Below are 15893 nucleotides of genomic sequence, written 5' to 3' on the forward strand. Positions count from 1 at the left end.
GAAGGAGGCGATACCTGATGAAACGAGTCTTTATTGCCGGAGATGCATACACGACTCATTTTTTTGATCTCGCCTTGGACCAAGACGAGGAGCTGTCGCTGTTACCCTCCTTGCAGGTAGCCAGCTATCACGTGGCCCGCTTTGCTCTCATCATGCGAGATGATGGCCTTCGTGGTCTCGGTATTTTTCCCGGAGATGCTCTCTTGATCGCAGACTTTTCGATGGAGCCTGTAAAAGACAGACCTGTGTTGATCCGACAGGAGGGGCAGTTTCTTGTGCGCATCGCAGCAGACGTCAATCCATTGGAATGTCTGTTTACAACCACACGCGAGCAAGACACCCCCATGCTACTCCCCTCGGAAAACATTCGCATTACAGGTGTTGTATCTGGTATTATTCCACGTTCATCATCGTAACCTCATTAAGCAGCCAATCCTTGATTGCTGCCACTGTTTGCTGCCACTGCTCCTGCGGGGTAATGGCAGCAGGCTGGTCGCCCTCCTGCGATCCATAGCTTCCGAACTGGGAGTGATTCCCCCCTTCTATGGACATGTACACAGTACGATCGGGCAAATATTGCTTGCTCTCCATAAACCTTTCCATATTGATCACTCCATCGCGAGACCCGAGCAAAGACAGCACAGGCAAATTCACCTTCTTCAAGTTCCCCTGACTATTCGGATACGCTCCCAGTAAAAACACGCCGTTGATTCGGTCCGGGTGGTTTGCTGCGAATTGAGCTGCCATAGTACCACCAAGCGAATGTCCTCCGATGACAAACGTTTTATTCGGGTACGCCTTCAATACTTGTGTGGCTCGCGTCATATCACTTACAGCCAAATTCAGCGGCATTCGTGCGAGAAAAACATGGTAGCCGGAGCCTGCCAAAGCACGGGCAATCGGTGCATAGCTCTCCGGTTTGACAAGTGCTCCCGGATATAAGATGAGTCCCGGTTCGCGTGACTCCCCGCCTTGGAAAATAATCCAGTCATTCGTATCCATGACCGTAATCCCCTCACCGCCTTGCATGGCCGTTAACGCTGCCTGATCGGGCTGATATGGCTGCAAATACCATATAGCCAGACAAATCGCCCCAAGTGTCACCAATACGAGTGCCTGAAACCATTTTTTGCGCGCTTGACTCATCCTACCCACCTCGTTTCCGTTCCCATGTATATGCTACTTATTATGTCTCAAACATAGAAAAAACCGTCAGAGACAAAATCCCGACGGTCTTTGGTTAAGGCTCCATTAACCTTTTTCCTTCTGCCGCTCACGAAAACGGCGCACCTTCATCAGGTTTCCGCACATTTTGTCATCACACCAGCGGCGCACCCGGTTGCGGCTTTCATCATAAAACACCCAGCGGCAATCCTCGTTGTCACATATTTTGATTCGCTCCAGATGCTGTGGGGCAAGCAACTCCGCGAAAGAAGCTGCAATTTGTGCCATGACGAGTGACCATCCCTCTGCTTGGCTGGATTGCTTTTGCCTGTAGCCGCCCTCCTCATCTACATACAACACCTGCGTATGAAAAGGAGCGAGAGCCAACACTTTGTTCAATTCCACAAGGTCCTCCTCTTGGAATCGGTCTCCACGGATTACGGCCTCTAGCATACGTCTCAAACGCTCCCGCAATTGCAAAAGAGACGCGGCACACGCCTCATTCATCGGCAGCGGTGCGGTTAGCTTGTATGTCTGCAAAAAGGATGACAGCCATTCCTCTTTCTCCAGACGATTTTCCCCACGACCAGAACCGCGCCAATCCCGCCAATCACTATTTAAAAAATCGATACAAAGCCAGTCCATGTCATCAACTCTCCTGACGAAACCCTTCATTTTTCTCTCTTGTATGACCATACAGGATATGGTAGTCTTTATTTGTAACTATCGTAATTGAATTAACTGGTTACACAATCATTTCTTACAGCTATTATAGCGTTTCATCAATCTGTTTCACAGACGAGGAGGAAGCGTATGAATCGGAAGGAATTGCTTTTGCACGGTTGGGAATGTGCCTATGACAAGGAAGACTGGTATCCACCCTTAAAAGAAGCGCTTGCCGGAGTATCAGTAGCGGAGGCATGCTGGCGCCCTGTGGGAGAAGCAGCCAACACAATCTGGGAAAACGTCAGCCACCTGCTTTATTACAAAGAACGCCTGTTGCATCGTCTTTTGGGCACCGAATTTCCTGGCTCCGCTGTGACGAACGATGATACCTTCACCCCATCCGGTGGTCCAGATGACGAAGACGCTTGGCAAGCTACCCTCTTGCGAATGGAAAGCGTCCATCACCACATTCATGAAAAGCTTTCCTTGCTGACGGATGAAGAGTTAAACCAGATGGCTACCTATAAACCCATTTACCAGGCCGTAATGAGTCTTGTCTTGCATGATGCGTTTCATACGGGACAAATCGTCCAAATTCGCAAGCTGCAAGGCTCCTGGCCTGCCAGACGTTCATTTGAATAACAAAATTTCACATTGATTAATCCCGAACAATCCTTTATAGTTGTTAAATCACATAATTTCATACATGTTATCCTCATCTTTCACGGTGGGGATAGAGGTCGCGGCTTTTATATCATCCTGTACGAGATTCAGAGAAAATCAATGACTCCAGGTAAGGAAAATCCGCCGAAGCTCATATCGCGTCTCTGTGCGATTGGGTTGGGGCTGTACTCGAAAGAGGCAGAACTGTCACGTTTGCATGCCAAGCAAACGTGGTGAGCTATCTTCAGTGAAGGCTTGGTGGGGATTGGATGATACCGCCCTATGCCATTTTTTTGGCTATGGCGGTTTTTTAATTTCCGACCTTCCTTCTCAAAAATCAAGAAAGGTCGTGCAAGCAGCTTATGTCACAAAATCAATTGCAACGTGGTTTAAAAGCCCGACACCTGACGATGATCGCCATCGGCGGCTCGATTGGGACGGGATTGTTTCTCGCGAGTGGAGGCTCGATCCATTCCGCTGGACCTGGTGGAGCTTTAGTCGCCTATCTCGCCATTAGTATCATGGTTTACTTTTTAATGACCAGCTTGGGGGAAATGGCGGCCTTCATGCCTGTTTCCGGTTCGTTTTCGACGTATGCCACACGGTTCGTCGATCCATCTCTCGGCTTTGCTCTCGGCTGGAACTACTGGTACAACTGGGCGATTACCATTGCCGTCGAGCTGTCAGCTTCGGCACTTATTATGAAATATTGGTTCCCGGATACCCCAGCGATATTGTGGAGCGCTTTGTTCCTCGGATTGCTGTTTGCCTTGAATCTCCTGTCTGTGAAAGCCTATGGAGAATCAGAATATTGGTTCGCCTTGATTAAAGTAATAACGGTCATCATCTTTATTATTGTGGGTGTGTTGATGATTTTTGGCATTATGGGCGGTCAAGCAGTCGGCTTCCAAAACTTCACCAAAGGCGACGCGCCATTCAATGGCGGCTTCATGGCCCTGCTCGGTGTCTTTATGATTGCCGGATTCTCTTTCCAAGGGACAGAGCTCGTTGGTGTCGCAGCTGGGGAGAGCGAAGACCCTGCCCGCAACATTCCGAAGGCCATCCGTCAAATTTTTTGGCGCATCTTGCTTTTCTACATCCTCGCTATTTTGATCATCGGGTTGTTGGTTCCATACGATAATCCAAATCTGATCAGTGGCGACCTTACGGATATTGCGATCAGTCCGTTTACGATTGTATTTGAAAATGCCGGATTTGCTTTTGCAGCATCTGTCATGAATGCCGTTATTCTCACGTCTGTATTGTCTGCTGGTAACTCTGGTATGTACGCCTCTACACGCATGCTATGGAACTTGGCGAAAGAAGGAAACGCACCAAAATGGTTCGCGAAAGTAACAAGTAACGGCGTACCGATCAATGCCTTGATCTTGACTGCGCTCATTGGCGCCCTTGCTTTTCTGTCCTCTCTGTTTGGGGAAGGCGAAGTGTATGTATGGCTTTTGAATGCTTCCGGTATGTCAGGCTTCATCGCTTGGCTGGGAATTGCCATTAGTCACTATCGTTTCCGCAAAGCGTTTATCGCTCAGGGTCGTGACTTAAGCGAATTGCCTTATCGGGCAAAATGGTTCCCGTTTGGACCGATTTTTGCCTTCATCATTTGCTGTATCGTTATTTTGGGGCAAAACTACTCCGCATTCGTGGGTGGAATGATTGACTGGTATGGCGTCCTGGTCTCTTACATTGGCCTGCCACTCTTCTTAATCATTTGGCTCGCTTATAAAATCACCAAAAAGACCAAGCTCGTCCCGCTTGAACAAGTAGACTTCAGCATGGATGAATACACGAAGTAATCGAAGAAAAAAATACGGACTTCCGTTATCTGAACGGGAGTCCTTTTTCATCTTTGCCAGCATATTAAAAATGGACCAAAAACAGCCGATAGTATAGGCAAGAAGCAATTGAGATCCGTTTCCTTCCGTTCTCACAACTCATACCAGTCATCTGATAAAAGGTAACCAGATCTCCTGCCATCACGACTGAACATGAATCCATGTGAGGAGAGTAGAACATGCAAATCCAATCGAATACCCGCTACCTACCCCCCCAGCTTCCAACTAACCAACCTGCACCCAAAATGGTGACAGGAACTAGTCTGGGATTGCCCAAGCCCGATACTGTAGACCTTCGTTCACACAAGGCACGCGAGCTACCTGCTGATGCCATCGAACATCACAGCGTCCAATTTTTCTTTAGCACAGAGATTAATGAGCGTTTGGATAAAATTTTCGCAGATAAACCACCCGAGGCTCGCAAAGCCTTTGACCACATCCTGGAGCAAAATTTTTTCAACTCCCAATCCACCTACACGGATGAAGAAAGAACTGCTTTGGTAGAAGTCGGTTTAACCCAAGGTAAATATTTGGCAGACCAATACATGGGTGATGAAAAAAATGCTGCTGAATTTTTGGATACCCTCCAGCTGCTTGCTGGAGTCGCCAAAACACGAAAGGTTGACCCTGCAACTGGCAGTGCCAGCTACGTAGAGCTTCCGCAAAAACCACATGGGGCGCCGAACGACTATGTTAATCCGTCCACGCTGATGGAGCGGTATGACCCAGAAGCCTACAAAAAAATGCAAGCGGCCACAACCAATCAAACAGAGAAAGTAAGCACGCTGATTCAATTCGTCAAAAAGCTGCAACATCGTCCAGACTGGATCGCACAATACCGAAACGAACAAGCTACGCTTCTCTCCGATTTAAAAAATACAAAAATCGCTAACCACTTTGAGAATGTAAATACAAAGGACGCCACTGAATTTGTTCGTCAAATGACTACACTCACTGAAAATACTTCCTTTTCTACCTTCACACCATTGCTACAAACGAATCTTGCCTCTTTTATGAAGATCCTAGCCAAGAAAACGAGTTAACTGCACAAAGATGATCGCCACAGCCTCCGCCCGAACTTTTCCTGGGACTGGGGCTGTTTTTTCGTGTGTAGTACCAGTCTCTTTCCTTTTCCAGTTAAGGAAATTGGCAGGCAGATGGTGGACATACTAACCCGTAAAGGAGGAGACGAACATGGATGACACTCGCGAAAACGACCTGCCTGATTTCAAACAACTGGATGACAGACTAATCGCTCAACCTCCGAATAGCCCAATAATCGCAATCCGTACCAATCTAGACAAGGAACCAAATGACATCGACAATCCGTATGTGCAGCAAGACTCTACACCCACTGGGCAAAATAAGGGGGACGCAAATGACTGATCGCATCTCAAAGGAAAAGCCGGACATGGGTTATAACGGAAGCAATATGCATGGTTATTCCCTTACACCAAAGGAAGGGACATTGGACCAAACTGCAAAGACGGCTGCGGCAAAAAAAGAAAACAGGGACAAAGAATAGTTCTTTCCCATCACGAAGAACAAATCCCCTTTGGGGAAACAGGCAGATGCTCACTTTGCCTTTTTCCTGAAGGGGATTCCTTTTGGATTTCTGACCAAGAACATGATGAAAAAACATTTTCTTATTGACGAAATTCTATTGGAAATATATACTTTTCATGGATTTGATAATGAGAATCGTTATCAAATTCTTGCATATATGATCAGGAGGTTGCCCCATGAAATCCAGGCTCTTCAAACACATTTACAGCACAACATTAGTCACTTCTCTCCTCACAGGTGGCGCCCATATGGCTCTGGCCGCACCACTCGTGGCCACTGCTGAACAGACGGATGTTTCCCTTTTGTCGCTAGATTTCGCAGTCGAACAGGCAATAAAGAACAGCGTTGATCTGGAGGTGCTTCGGCTTGATTTAGATATTACGAAGTACGAGACATCCATCACACTGAGAGAAAAAGAAGAAATCAAAAAAGCCGACATCATGACTCTGGCTGATGCAAAAAAGAAATTCGAAGACGCAGCCAAAGCGGTCAAAGAAGTAGTTGTCGATGAAGTCGCCCTGAATACGCAAAAAAACACCATACAATTGCAAGTGCAAAAAGCATTCTTCGAAGTCCAGTCATTAGACGCAAAAATCAAAGCGCAGAAGAAAAGCTTGCAAAGACAGTACTGGTTGGACTCCCAAGAAACAGAAGCTCATAAAAATCTTGCTGCCCTTGAAACCAGCTACAAACAAGCATTGGCCAAGCTCAACGATTTATTGAATGAAAAAGCGGACAGACAATGGAAAATGACCGCTACTGATCTGACCCAGCATGAGCTACTTTCCCTGGAGCAATTGCAAGCAAAAGCTTTTGAAAAACGTCCTGAGATGATCAAGGCACAAGCAGAAATAGACTTTGCCCAAGTAAGAATTGATTACACGGCAGAGTATTCCGCACTCAGTACACATAAAGGTACAATCGCAAAAAACGAGCACAAAAAAGCGGAACTGCAAAAACAAAAGACACAAAAGAAAGTCGGCCAAGAAGTAAGTGACAACTATACGAAGATACTGGCAGCAAAAAAGACTTTAGAGGAAAGTACAACGAAGAAAGAAACCGCATTGGAGCGCTATCAGGCAACAATCGATCAATATAGATTAGGAAAAGCATCGATGAAAGAACTGATGGAAGACGAAGCAAACCTGTTTGACTCCGAAACAAAAGCAATCGAATCGGTTTATCAATACAATCTCGCTGCTACCACCTTGAATCAGTCAACTGGCTATTAATATTTCGTATAACGAAGGATCTCATTTATTCATTTAAAATAAAGAAGGCTTCATCCCACAGGGTGAAGCCTTTACTCATTTATTAGCCTCTCAAAAACTCCCGGCATTACCAGACGACCACCGTCTACACCAAAATCCTCTATGAACCACCAAGCCGATAGCACACTGTGGCAATACGCCCACGCCAACACTCTCTCTTTTTGCAAAGACAGCGCCTTCGTCAGCCCATCGACCCGCTGTTTCATTACTTCTTCTATCCCATCCTCTGGCAAATGGTTCAGCAAAAACGGAATCACCTCGTATTCCGTCTCCCCGATCAGCCCTTTTGGATCAATAGCCAGCCACGGCTCTCTCTCAGCGCGCAAAATATTTTCATGATGAAGATCACCATGCAGCAGGCACTGTTCTTTTTGTGTGGAGAGAAGTTTTTTGTACCATTGCATGGCCCACTCCACCATTTGCTCGGGAATCGGTCCTGTCCCCCCTTGGAAATGAGGGCGAATCTCTTCCAGTCCCACAGCCCAGTCTGCTATCGTCGGAAACATAGACGCACGCTTGCCAACTCTCGAAATGGGGGTATGCATCCTTTTGATCACGTCCGCCACGCATTGAATTCGCTCGTCTTCACTACTCAGCATATCCAGTGTCTCCCCTGGCATGATGCGCTCCAAAAGCATGATCCCTTTTTCCTCGTCAGCATCGAGTAGCTGCACCATTCCCCGCCCTGCAAAAGCCCGAATCGCTGCCAGCTCTCTTTGCCAATCCTGTCCAGGCACGCCCAGCTTCAGCACTGCGTTTCTCCCATCCTTCAACACAACTGGTGCGACAAAGTTATAGGAGAGTGGAAACGGCTCAAGCACCTTTAGAGACCACCGTTCTTCGCAATCGGCAATCAACTCATGAAAGGAATCCAGCCAGAGACACCCCTCTTCTTTATGTACGCCCATAATTGTTTGGGTAAAATGGGTTGGCAGTGAAATCATTAAGGAATCTCCTCCTAAAAAGGCTTGTGGCTTTAAAACTTCTTGCCCTACCTTCAATCATTCTTCTTACACCAGTTTTCAAGCTGTTCCCTTCCTACAGCCGCGTAAGAAGAAGCGCATTTCCAGTCAAGCGCCTCTGGAGCACAACTCAGCTTCGGAAAAAATGGCGGGGGTTTTCAGCTTCACTTATGAAATACTTCACCGAGGCTTCTACGTTTGAAGCGCTCCCGCCATTTTTTCCGAAGCGGCCAGTGAATCCCCCTTGCGGGGCGTAGGCCGAAGTGCAGACTGGAAATGCGCTTCTTCCCCACCACAGCCACTTCGCAACAAAGGGGACAGCTTCGAAAGCCGCCCCCCTTTATTTCCCGGAAAATGTTATGACAGTCGTCCCATCAAGCTCTCCATACGTTCTAGAGCCTTCTTCAACTGCTCCATCGATGTTGCATAAGAACAACGGATATGCCCCTGTCCGCTTTCGCCGAACACATCTCCAGGTACGACAGCTACCTTTTCCTCCATCAGCAGCTTCTCTGCAAACTCAGAAGAGCTGAGGCCTGTAGAAGCTACAGACGGGAATGCGTAGAATGCTCCGTCCGGCTCGTGGCAAGTCAATCCGATTTGACGGAATCCATCTACCACATAATTGCGGCGCTGACGGTAGCTCTCAATCATTCTTTCCTTATCAGAACGTCCATGACGCAGAGCTTCCAATGCAGCCATCTGAGCCATTGTCGGTGCACACAACATGGTGTACTGATGGATTTTCAGCATGCCTGCGAGCAAATCAGGCGACGCGCAGACATATCCCAGACGCCAGCCGGTCATCGCGAATGCTTTGGAAAAACCGGAGATCAGGATCGTCCGATCTTTCATCCCTGGCAGAGCCGCGATACTATCGTGCATTCGACCGTAGGTAAGTTCCGCATAAATCTCATCGGAGATCACCATGAGGTCATGCTTTTCAATGATCGGCAAAAGCGTTTTCCACTCTTCTGCCGTCATAGTCCCCCCAGTCGGGTTATTTGGATAGCAGAAGATGATTGCTTTTGTACGCGCGGTGATGTGCGTCTCCAGCTCTTGCGGTGTCAGCTTGAACTGGTTTTCCATCGTTGTTTTCAGGAAAACCGGCACCCCGCCAGCTAAGCGAATGACTGGTTCATAGGAGACATAGCAAGGTTCCACAACCAACACTTCATCACCCGGATCGAGAATGGCACGCAGTGCGATATCAATCGCTTCGCTGGCACCAACCGTCACGAGAATTTCTGTCTCTGGATGATAGCTGACAGAAAAACGTTCTTCCAAGTATTTCTGAATTTCCACACGCAATGGCAGCATACCTGCATTGGATGTATAAGCTGTATGTCCACGCTCCAGCGAAGAAATCGAAGCTTCTCTCATGCGCCAAGGAGTAACGAAATCAGGCTCCCCTACACCTAAGGAAATGACTCCCTCCATCGATGCTGCCAAATCGAAAAAGCGGCGAATGCCTGATGGCTTCAATGATTGAACTGTATTGGATAAACGGTTTTTGACTTTGACTTGTGTATTCACGGCGTAACCACCATCCTGTGATCTTCGTCACGATCTTCCAGCTCAATGCCATCGTGCTTGTAACGTTTCAAAATAAAGTGTGTAGCTGTTGAGACAACGGAATCGAGAGTGGACAGCTTTTGCGAAACAAAAGTGGCTACCTCTTTCATCGTTTTGCCTTCCAAAATAATCGACAAGTCATAGCTTGCACCAGACATCAAGTAAACAGCCTTCACTTCTGGGAAACGGCAGATTCGCTCCGCCACTTCATCAAAGCCGACATCGCGCTTCGGCGTCACTTTCACATCAATCATGGCGTTCACGTACGGATGATCGTCCACACGCTCCCAGTTCACCAGCGCTGGATATTTGACAATGACCTTCTCAGCTTCCAATGCTGCAATCGTCTGTTCAACGACCTCAGTCGGCTCCCCGATCATTTTTCCGATTTGCTCAGCGCTCATGCGACTGTCTTCTTCCAACAGGTGTAACAGCTCTCTTTGCTTCAAGCGATCCATGCCCCACCACTCCAGTTTTCTCTTTATTTTTTACACAACCTCATAATGCAAAAAGCCCCAGCAACCAGACTCATGATTTCCATGAATCTGATTGCTGAGGCGAAGGTATCGCGTTACCACTCAGCTTTTTTGCCTCTCTCACAAAAGGCAAACTCGTGCTGTCTACAAAGACATGCGCCCCATAACGTGGGCCATCCGCTGCTTTCTACTTGGCATTTTCAAAAGCAGAGCTCCAAGGTGGCTTTCAAAAAGAGTTCGCGGCTGCCCTCTCAGCTAACAGGCAACTCTCTGGACGTCAAAATCCCTTTTTTACTTTCCTTTTCACGGCTGTGTTGGTTGTTTTATTGAATGTCTCAGATTATAAATGACGTTTTCTCTCATTGTCAACCAACAACTTCTGTCTTCTGGACCTCTTTCAAACCGTTAGGCAACCAGACGCGAAACACGGTCCCAGTTCCCAAGCTGCTTTGTACGTCAATTTTTCCACGATGATTTTCTACGATGGATTGGGTGATCGACAGCCCCAAGCCAGCACCTCCGCTTTTGCGTGCGCGTGAGGATTCAATCCGATAGAAACGGTCGAATACATGCGGGACATGCTCCGGTGCGATCCCTGCCCCATTATCTCTGAACGTCAGTTCAATCCCATTGGCAATCTTGCTCAATGTAAGCTCGATCTCACCGTTCACAGGGTCAGTATGCTGCACCGCATTTTGAAACAGATTGAGAATAACTTGCTTCATTCCGTCACAATCGAAAGTAGCCGTAACATTCGGTTCTACGCGGAAATGAACGTTTCGGTCACCTGCCAGGACCATGAGCTGCGATTCCATACTGTGCACGACCGCGTCCAACTGCCCTTCTTGCAAAAGAAAAGCCGGTTCCCGATCCATCCGAGCCAGGTAGAGCAAATCATTAACCAGTTTGTTCAGCCGCTCTGTCTCGCCGTACATGCTTTTCAAAGCTTTCTGCAAATGTTCGGGATTTGCCGCCGCACCGCGTAGCAGCACCTCCAAAAAACCATGGATGGATGTCAGCGGTGTTCGCAATTCGTGCGAAGCGTCTGCTACAAAGCGTCGCATCCGTTCTCCAGCTTCTTGCTCGATTTTAAAGGAGGTTTCCAACCGCTCCAGCATTCCGTTAAAGACCGCCGATAATTGATCAATCTCCATTTGGCCTTGATCCATCGGCAGTCGTTCATCCAAATTACCCGCATTAATCCGCTCAACTGTAACCTCAATACGAGAAAGTGGGTTCAGCGTACGGCGGAGCACAGGCACATAGGTTAACAAGCCAATTAGCAAGGCGAGTGCAGATGCAGAGAAGAAAATGATCAGCTGTGGAAATAGCACTTCCCGCATCGAGCCGACAGGTGTACTCAGTTGTACGATTCCTTGCAGCTGTTCAGGTGATTTGATAGGTGCCAGCACGACTAAATAATCCTTCCCAGTGCTACCTTCCAAAATTTTATATTTAAAAGTGCATACGCCACTAGCTAAGATCTCGCGGTATAAACTATCAGGAAAGCGTGGGGAATAGCCTTCGCTCGGATTCGCAAACAGCTCCGTCACATTGGCGTCGTTATCAATAAAGGCATACTTGATATCAGGTGTACGCAAGGAGAGCAACGCGCTGACATACTGATCGTATTTCGGGAGCGTTTCCGTATCTTCCAAGACCTGATAAGGAACGGTAACTGCCAGATTTAACAAGCTTTCCGCTTTGCTGCGAAACAAGAACTGCTCCATCAATAAGTATTGAATCATGCCGATTAGAAGCAGCAACCCAGATAAGATAAATAACGAACGTGACAAAAGCTGATAACGCAAAGAGTTCGGTTCTAGGAAGGCGGCCCATTGATTGTTTCGATTCATCGTCATACAAAATCAACCCGATAGCCCGCACCGCGCAATGTGCGAATGATTCGATGCTGACGATCGTTCAGTTTGTCACGCAGGGAGCGAATATACACCTCGACAATGTTCTCCTCCCCACCGAAATCATAGCCCCACACGTTATCCAAAATCATTGGTTTACTCAGCACCAAGCCGTGATTCGTCACCAAATATTTCAGCAAAGAGTATTCCGTTGGCGATAGCTCTAGAAGCGTTTCCTCGTAGGTAATTTCCTTTCGCCTGTCATCGATCTGGAAGGGGCCGAGATGTACCTTGGAGAGCAGATGTGGGTAATGATTGCGAATGCGCGCATGAATACGGGCAAGTAGCTCCTCAAAGCTAAACGGCTTGATCATATAATCATCGGCACCAAGCGTCAGCCCTTTTACCCGATCCTCCACGTCTTCTCTGGCTGTCAGCATGATCGTTGCTACATTCTGTATCTTTTTCAACATCCGGCATACCTCGAAGCCGTCCATGCCTGGCATCATCACATCGAGAATGACGACATGGGGCTGATGCTCCTTTACCATGGTCACGGCAGTCATCCCATCTTGTGCCGTCAATACTTGAAAACCTTCATTTTCAAGACCCATCTCCAAAAATTGCAGGATGGTCGGTTCATCATCGACAAGCAATATTTTAATGCCTTTGTTTAGGCTCATTTCTTTCACCTCACCTCTATTTTACCTGAACAGGCCAAGAGTAGCTGAATGTTTGCTGAATATGCCCTGAGTACGAGCTGAAAGCTTTTGATAGTACAGCAACCCAATAAATGTAAATTTAATATAAAAAACGTTGATAATTCTCTTACCATTGCACTTTCAACAAACTTTCAGCCAGCTTTCAAGCCCCACTCAGCTTCCTCTCTCATAATGATCCCTGCGTAGTCAAATACATACGACAATCTGAACACTTCAAAACATGGAGGTTATACAATAATGAAAAAGAATTCGGTTATCCTGACAGCATCAGTTGCCACGCTTGTGGTCGGTATCGGAGGTTACATGCTCTATGACTATTTCGTGGGAAACCATGTGGAGATTCAGCCTGCAGCTGCGGTAACCACAGCCTCATCTACCGCTTTGTCAACACCTTTGACAGCAGATCAACTGAATAAAAAATGGACAATCAATGACCAGTCCAAAGTCTATTTCTCCGTAACTACGTCGAAAGAAACGGTAAACTTTGAAATGGACGGCATTACTGGTAGCTGGGATGTAAACCTCTCTGCACCAGATCAAATGAAAGCAACAGCTTCCGCAGACTTGAATAAGCTGAACTCCGGTAATGAAAAGCGCGACACCCATATCAAATCTCCAGATTACTTTGATACAGCCGTGAACCCTGCAGCTACATTTGAAGCGAAATCTTTTGAGAACTGGCCAACCACTTGGACAGAAGGCCAAAAAGCTTCGTTCACCATCAATGGCGTCCTGACCGTAAAAGGACTTGCCAAAGACGTGAAAATTAATGCTGACGCGATTTATTCCCAAGGCAAGCTGCAGTTGGAAGGAACGTCCGTCGTAACGTTTGGTGACTTCGGATTGACTAGCCCTCATACAATCGTGGCCAAAACGGAAGAAAACATTAACATTACATTGCGACTCGCGCTGGATGCTGTTTAATCAATCGCTTTTCGCAGGAATTGCTTCGAGAGACGTCTGACATTCACAGACGTCTTTTTTCACAGTTTTTTACATTGTAATATTGACATTGTTAAAACGTTATCATAACATAAAAGCATGATATCAGATTCGAGCAAACGGAAAGGATGATCTTGTGAGTACGTCACCCCTTCGAGCCAAACGCATCCACTATCGTACCAAAAAGTACCGCTCGCCGGATGGACTTCCTACAGATATTTGCCTCTTTACGATCCTTTCCATCCCGCGCCAAACGAAAACAAAATCACTGCCACTCAAGCAATTGGCCGTCCTTTTGATCAAGCGAAAAAGCGATACATTTGGAGAGCAATGGGCCTTACCCGGCGGATTTTCCCATGAATCGGAGACACTGGACGAATGCGCCTATCGTGAATTGAAAGAAGAGACGAATATTGACCGCGATGTACACATCGAGCAGTTGAAGACGTACTACAAGCCAGGTAGAGACCCTCGTGGTTGGATCCCGAGTGTTGCCTATGTCTCCCTCGTTCATGAAGATTTATTGAAACACACACAGGCTAGCGACGATGCATCAGACGCGCTGCTGTTTCCGATTGAAGAAGCTTTTGCCCTCAACCTTGCTTTTGATCATCGTGAAATTTTGACTGACGCCTTACAGCGAGTTCGTGAGCAGATGCTGCAAACGACTATCGCCAAAGCGTTTTTGCCAGATGAGTTTACCTTGAGCGAACTGCTGCAAGTGATCGAGACCGTCGTTCCGTCCTTTTCGGCAAAAGATCGCGGAAATTTCGAGCGGCGCTTGCTTGCGACAACCAGACGGCAAGGATTGCTCGAGCCAGTTCTATCAGCTGACGGACAGCCTGTCTACTCGACCGAGTTTTCGAATTCACCAGCCAAGCTCTATCGCTTTACAGGCTTTACCCCAACTGCCATGATTTACTGAAAAAGTCCACATTCAGGAGGTTTTTGCCATGAAAGCTTTGATTGTGATCGACTACACGAATGATTTTGTCGCGACAGATGGTGCATTGACTTGTGGAGAGCCTGGTCAGGCTATTGAAAGACGCATTGGAGAGCTGATCCGCGACTTCCTCGCAGAAGGCGACTTTGTCGTCATGGCAGTCGACGCTCATCGCGAGCAGGACCCGTATCACCCTGAGACAGGACTCTACCCTCCGCACAACATTATCGGGACGGCTGGACGGAATTTGTATGGCAGCATTCAGGAGATTTACGAGGAATTCGAAGATACGATTCACTGGATGGATAAGACGCGCTACAGTGCTTTCCAAGGTACCGACCTTGCGCTATTGTTGCGTACGAGAGGTATTACCGAGATTCATCTGGTAGGTGTCTGCACGGACATTTGTGTACTCCATACAGCGATTGAAGGCTTCTATAACGGCTTTTCTGTCGTCATCCACGAGGATGCTGTAGCGAGCTTTCTTCCAGAAGGCCACAAATGGGCTCTCGGTCATTTTCAGAACCAGCTTGGCATGACTGTTCGAAAAAAATAACAGGCTCATGACGATAGGAGGCAATTTTTATGCGAATCGGCATTTATGGCAGCAGCTTTGATCCCATAACCTATAGCCATTTGTTCACCGCAGCGACCGTCGCTCACCGGAGACGACTGGACAAAGTCATTTTCGTACCATGCTCTTCAAAGCGTCATGATAAAAAATTGCAGACAGAGGACGTCCATCGCTTGCACATGCTCAAACTGGCTTTAGCAAGCAGTACACACAAAACAAACAAATATGACGAACCTCTTTTCGAGATTTCTACAGTCGAGATGGATGCCTTGCCAGGTGAAACCTATACGTACGATACGATGATGCACATGAAAAAGAAGTACCCGAACGACGAGCTCTTTTTCATCATGGGGTCGGATTTGTTAGAGGGACTGTCGAACTGGGGTAACGCTGAAAAGCTGATCGCAGGCTTCAACTTCATCGTGATGTCGCGTGAAGGCTATCCGACCGCTGACCTGATCGCCGAGGACGCGCTGCTGCGCAATCACGACGAGCATTTTCTCATTATGAGCAAAGGCATCAACATGGGAATCAGCTCTACCTACATCCGAGACGAAATCCGCAAGGGCGGCGATCCCAGCTTCCTGTTGCCGGATGCTTGCCTTCAGTACATTTATGAAAAAGGAATCTACAAAGAGCCCTACGTATAATCTCAAAAAG

18 protein-coding genes, 1 riboswitch and 1 other annotated feature are annotated in these 15893 nt (G+C 47.4%); of the genes, 11 read left to right on the top strand and 7 right to left on the bottom strand.

The window, feature by feature from the left end:
* The first annotated feature begins 17 nt into the window (after window positions 1–17).
* Window positions 18–416 (top strand): hypothetical protein, encoded by a 399-nt coding sequence (locus HP399_RS25350; RefSeq protein ID WP_173621007.1) that lies wholly within the window; start codon window positions 18–20, stop codon window positions 414–416.
* Here the strand turns inward: HP399_RS25350 and HP399_RS25355 are convergent.
* Complete coding sequence (locus tag HP399_RS25355; RefSeq protein WP_173621008.1) at window positions 394–1146, bottom strand: alpha/beta fold hydrolase; 753 nt, start codon at window positions 1144–1146, stop codon at window positions 394–396. The two genes, HP399_RS25350 and HP399_RS25355, sit on opposite strands and share 23 nt — an antisense overlap.
* A gap of 105 nt (window positions 1147–1251) precedes the next feature.
* Entirely contained in the window at window positions 1252–1809 is a 558-nt protein-coding gene (locus HP399_RS25360; RefSeq protein ID WP_173621009.1) for a CGNR zinc finger domain-containing protein, read from the bottom strand.
* A gap of 168 nt (window positions 1810–1977) precedes the next feature.
* On the opposite strand from HP399_RS25360, the gene HP399_RS25365 reads away from it, so the two are divergent.
* From HP399_RS25365 to HP399_RS25390, 6 genes are all read left to right on the top strand, one after another.
* Window positions 1978–2472: a DinB family protein gene (locus HP399_RS25365; RefSeq protein ID WP_173621010.1), complete on the top strand. Its 495-nt coding sequence runs from the start codon at window positions 1978–1980 to the stop codon at window positions 2470–2472.
* 84 nt (window positions 2473–2556) lie between these two features.
* A riboswitch (Lysine riboswitch) is annotated at window positions 2557–2742 on the top strand.
* Window positions 2743–2855: 113 nt separating this feature from the next.
* Complete coding sequence (locus HP399_RS25370; protein ID WP_173621011.1) at window positions 2856–4304, top strand: amino acid permease; 1449 nt, start codon at window positions 2856–2858, stop codon at window positions 4302–4304.
* A 218-nt stretch (window positions 4305–4522) separates the two neighbouring features.
* Window positions 4523–5386, top strand: coding sequence for a hypothetical protein (locus HP399_RS25375; protein ID WP_173621012.1), 864 nt, complete (start codon window positions 4523–4525; stop codon window positions 5384–5386).
* A 151-nt stretch (window positions 5387–5537) separates the two neighbouring features.
* Entirely contained in the window at window positions 5538–5729 is a 192-nt protein-coding gene (locus HP399_RS25380; RefSeq protein WP_173621013.1) for a hypothetical protein, read from the top strand.
* Window positions 5722–5868, top strand: a complete 147-nt coding sequence (locus HP399_RS25385) for a hypothetical protein (protein ID WP_173621014.1) — start codon at window positions 5722–5724, stop codon at window positions 5866–5868. Before HP399_RS25380 ends, HP399_RS25385 begins: the two co-directional genes overlap by 8 nt.
* A 217-nt stretch (window positions 5869–6085) precedes the next feature.
* Complete coding sequence (locus tag HP399_RS25390) at window positions 6086–7141, top strand: TolC family protein (protein WP_173621015.1); 1056 nt, start codon at window positions 6086–6088, stop codon at window positions 7139–7141.
* Window positions 7142–7212: 71 nt separating this feature from the next.
* Here HP399_RS25390 and HP399_RS25395 read toward each other — a convergent pair whose 3' ends face one another.
* From HP399_RS25395 to HP399_RS25415, 5 genes are all read right to left on the bottom strand, one after another.
* Complete coding sequence (locus HP399_RS25395) at window positions 7213–8124, bottom strand: aminoglycoside phosphotransferase family protein (RefSeq protein ID WP_173621016.1); 912 nt, start codon at window positions 8122–8124, stop codon at window positions 7213–7215.
* Window positions 8125–8499: 375 nt separating this feature from the next.
* On the bottom strand, window positions 8500–9678 hold the full coding sequence (locus HP399_RS25400) for an aminotransferase (protein ID WP_173621017.1): 1179 nt from the start codon (window positions 9676–9678) through the stop codon (window positions 8500–8502).
* Entirely contained in the window at window positions 9675–10175 is a 501-nt protein-coding gene (locus HP399_RS25405; protein WP_007722565.1) for an Lrp/AsnC family transcriptional regulator, read from the bottom strand. Before HP399_RS25405 ends, HP399_RS25400 begins: the two co-directional genes overlap by 4 nt.
* Window positions 10176–10267: 92 nt before the next feature.
* Window positions 10268–10509 (bottom strand) — a binding site (T-box leader).
* A gap of 49 nt (window positions 10510–10558) precedes the next feature.
* Window positions 10559–12055: a sensor histidine kinase gene (locus HP399_RS25410; protein ID WP_173621018.1), complete on the bottom strand. Its 1497-nt coding sequence runs from the start codon at window positions 12053–12055 to the stop codon at window positions 10559–10561.
* A complete protein-coding gene (locus HP399_RS25415) occupies window positions 12052–12735 on the bottom strand; it encodes a response regulator transcription factor (protein WP_007722570.1) in 684 nt (227 codons plus the stop codon). Before HP399_RS25415 ends, HP399_RS25410 begins: the two co-directional genes overlap by 4 nt.
* A 276-nt stretch (window positions 12736–13011) precedes the next feature.
* Here HP399_RS25415 and HP399_RS25420 point away from each other — a divergent pair, with 276 nt between their 5' ends.
* The 4 genes from HP399_RS25420 to nadD all read left to right on the top strand — a co-directional run bounded on the left by HP399_RS25420 (window position 13012) and on the right by nadD (window position 15883).
* Window positions 13012–13698, top strand: coding sequence for a YceI family protein (locus HP399_RS25420; RefSeq protein ID WP_173621019.1), 687 nt, complete (start codon window positions 13012–13014; stop codon window positions 13696–13698).
* A gap of 154 nt (window positions 13699–13852) precedes the next feature.
* Window positions 13853–14641 (top strand): NUDIX hydrolase, encoded by a 789-nt coding sequence (locus HP399_RS25425; protein WP_173621020.1) that lies wholly within the window; start codon window positions 13853–13855, stop codon window positions 14639–14641.
* A gap of 28 nt (window positions 14642–14669) precedes the next feature.
* Window positions 14670–15215 (top strand): cysteine hydrolase family protein, encoded by a 546-nt coding sequence (locus tag HP399_RS25430; RefSeq protein ID WP_173621021.1) that lies wholly within the window; start codon window positions 14670–14672, stop codon window positions 15213–15215.
* A 29-nt stretch (window positions 15216–15244) separates the two neighbouring features.
* Complete coding sequence (gene nadD, locus HP399_RS25435) at window positions 15245–15883, top strand: nicotinate-nucleotide adenylyltransferase (RefSeq protein ID WP_173621022.1); 639 nt, start codon at window positions 15245–15247, stop codon at window positions 15881–15883.
* Window positions 15884–15893: the final 10 nt, after the last annotated feature.

The sequence above is a fragment of the Brevibacillus sp. DP1.3A genome (assembly GCF_013284245.2).
In the GTDB taxonomy this organism is placed as follows: domain Bacteria; phylum Bacillota; class Bacilli; order Brevibacillales; family Brevibacillaceae; genus Brevibacillus.

Coding starts and splice junctions, on each gene's coding strand:
- HP399_RS25350 (WP_173621007.1), top strand. CDS start 18: ATGAAACGAGTCTTTATTGCCGGAGATGCATACACGACTCATTTTTTT.
- HP399_RS25355 (WP_173621008.1), bottom strand. CDS start 1,146: ATGAGTCAAGCGCGCAAAAAATGGTTTCAGGCACTCGTATTGGTGACA.
- HP399_RS25360 (WP_173621009.1), bottom strand. CDS start 1,809: ATGGACTGGCTTTGTATCGATTTTTTAAATAGTGATTGGCGGGATTGG.
- HP399_RS25365 (WP_173621010.1), top strand. CDS start 1,978: ATGAATCGGAAGGAATTGCTTTTGCACGGTTGGGAATGTGCCTATGAC.
- HP399_RS25370 (WP_173621011.1), top strand. CDS start 2,856: ATGTCACAAAATCAATTGCAACGTGGTTTAAAAGCCCGACACCTGACG.
- HP399_RS25375 (WP_173621012.1), top strand. CDS start 4,523: ATGCAAATCCAATCGAATACCCGCTACCTACCCCCCCAGCTTCCAACT.
- HP399_RS25380 (WP_173621013.1), top strand. CDS start 5,538: ATGGATGACACTCGCGAAAACGACCTGCCTGATTTCAAACAACTGGAT.
- HP399_RS25385 (WP_173621014.1), top strand. CDS start 5,722: ATGACTGATCGCATCTCAAAGGAAAAGCCGGACATGGGTTATAACGGA.
- HP399_RS25390 (WP_173621015.1), top strand. CDS start 6,086: ATGAAATCCAGGCTCTTCAAACACATTTACAGCACAACATTAGTCACT.
- HP399_RS25395 (WP_173621016.1), bottom strand. CDS start 8,124: ATGATTTCACTGCCAACCCATTTTACCCAAACAATTATGGGCGTACAT.
- HP399_RS25405 (WP_007722565.1), bottom strand. CDS start 10,175: ATGGATCGCTTGAAGCAAAGAGAGCTGTTACACCTGTTGGAAGAAGAC.
- HP399_RS25410 (WP_173621018.1), bottom strand. CDS start 12,055: ATGACGATGAATCGAAACAATCAATGGGCCGCCTTCCTAGAACCGAAC.
- HP399_RS25415 (WP_007722570.1), bottom strand. CDS start 12,735: ATGAGCCTAAACAAAGGCATTAAAATATTGCTTGTCGATGATGAACCG.
- HP399_RS25420 (WP_173621019.1), top strand. CDS start 13,012: ATGAAAAAGAATTCGGTTATCCTGACAGCATCAGTTGCCACGCTTGTG.
- HP399_RS25430 (WP_173621021.1), top strand. CDS start 14,670: ATGAAAGCTTTGATTGTGATCGACTACACGAATGATTTTGTCGCGACA.
- nadD (WP_173621022.1), top strand. CDS start 15,245: ATGCGAATCGGCATTTATGGCAGCAGCTTTGATCCCATAACCTATAGC.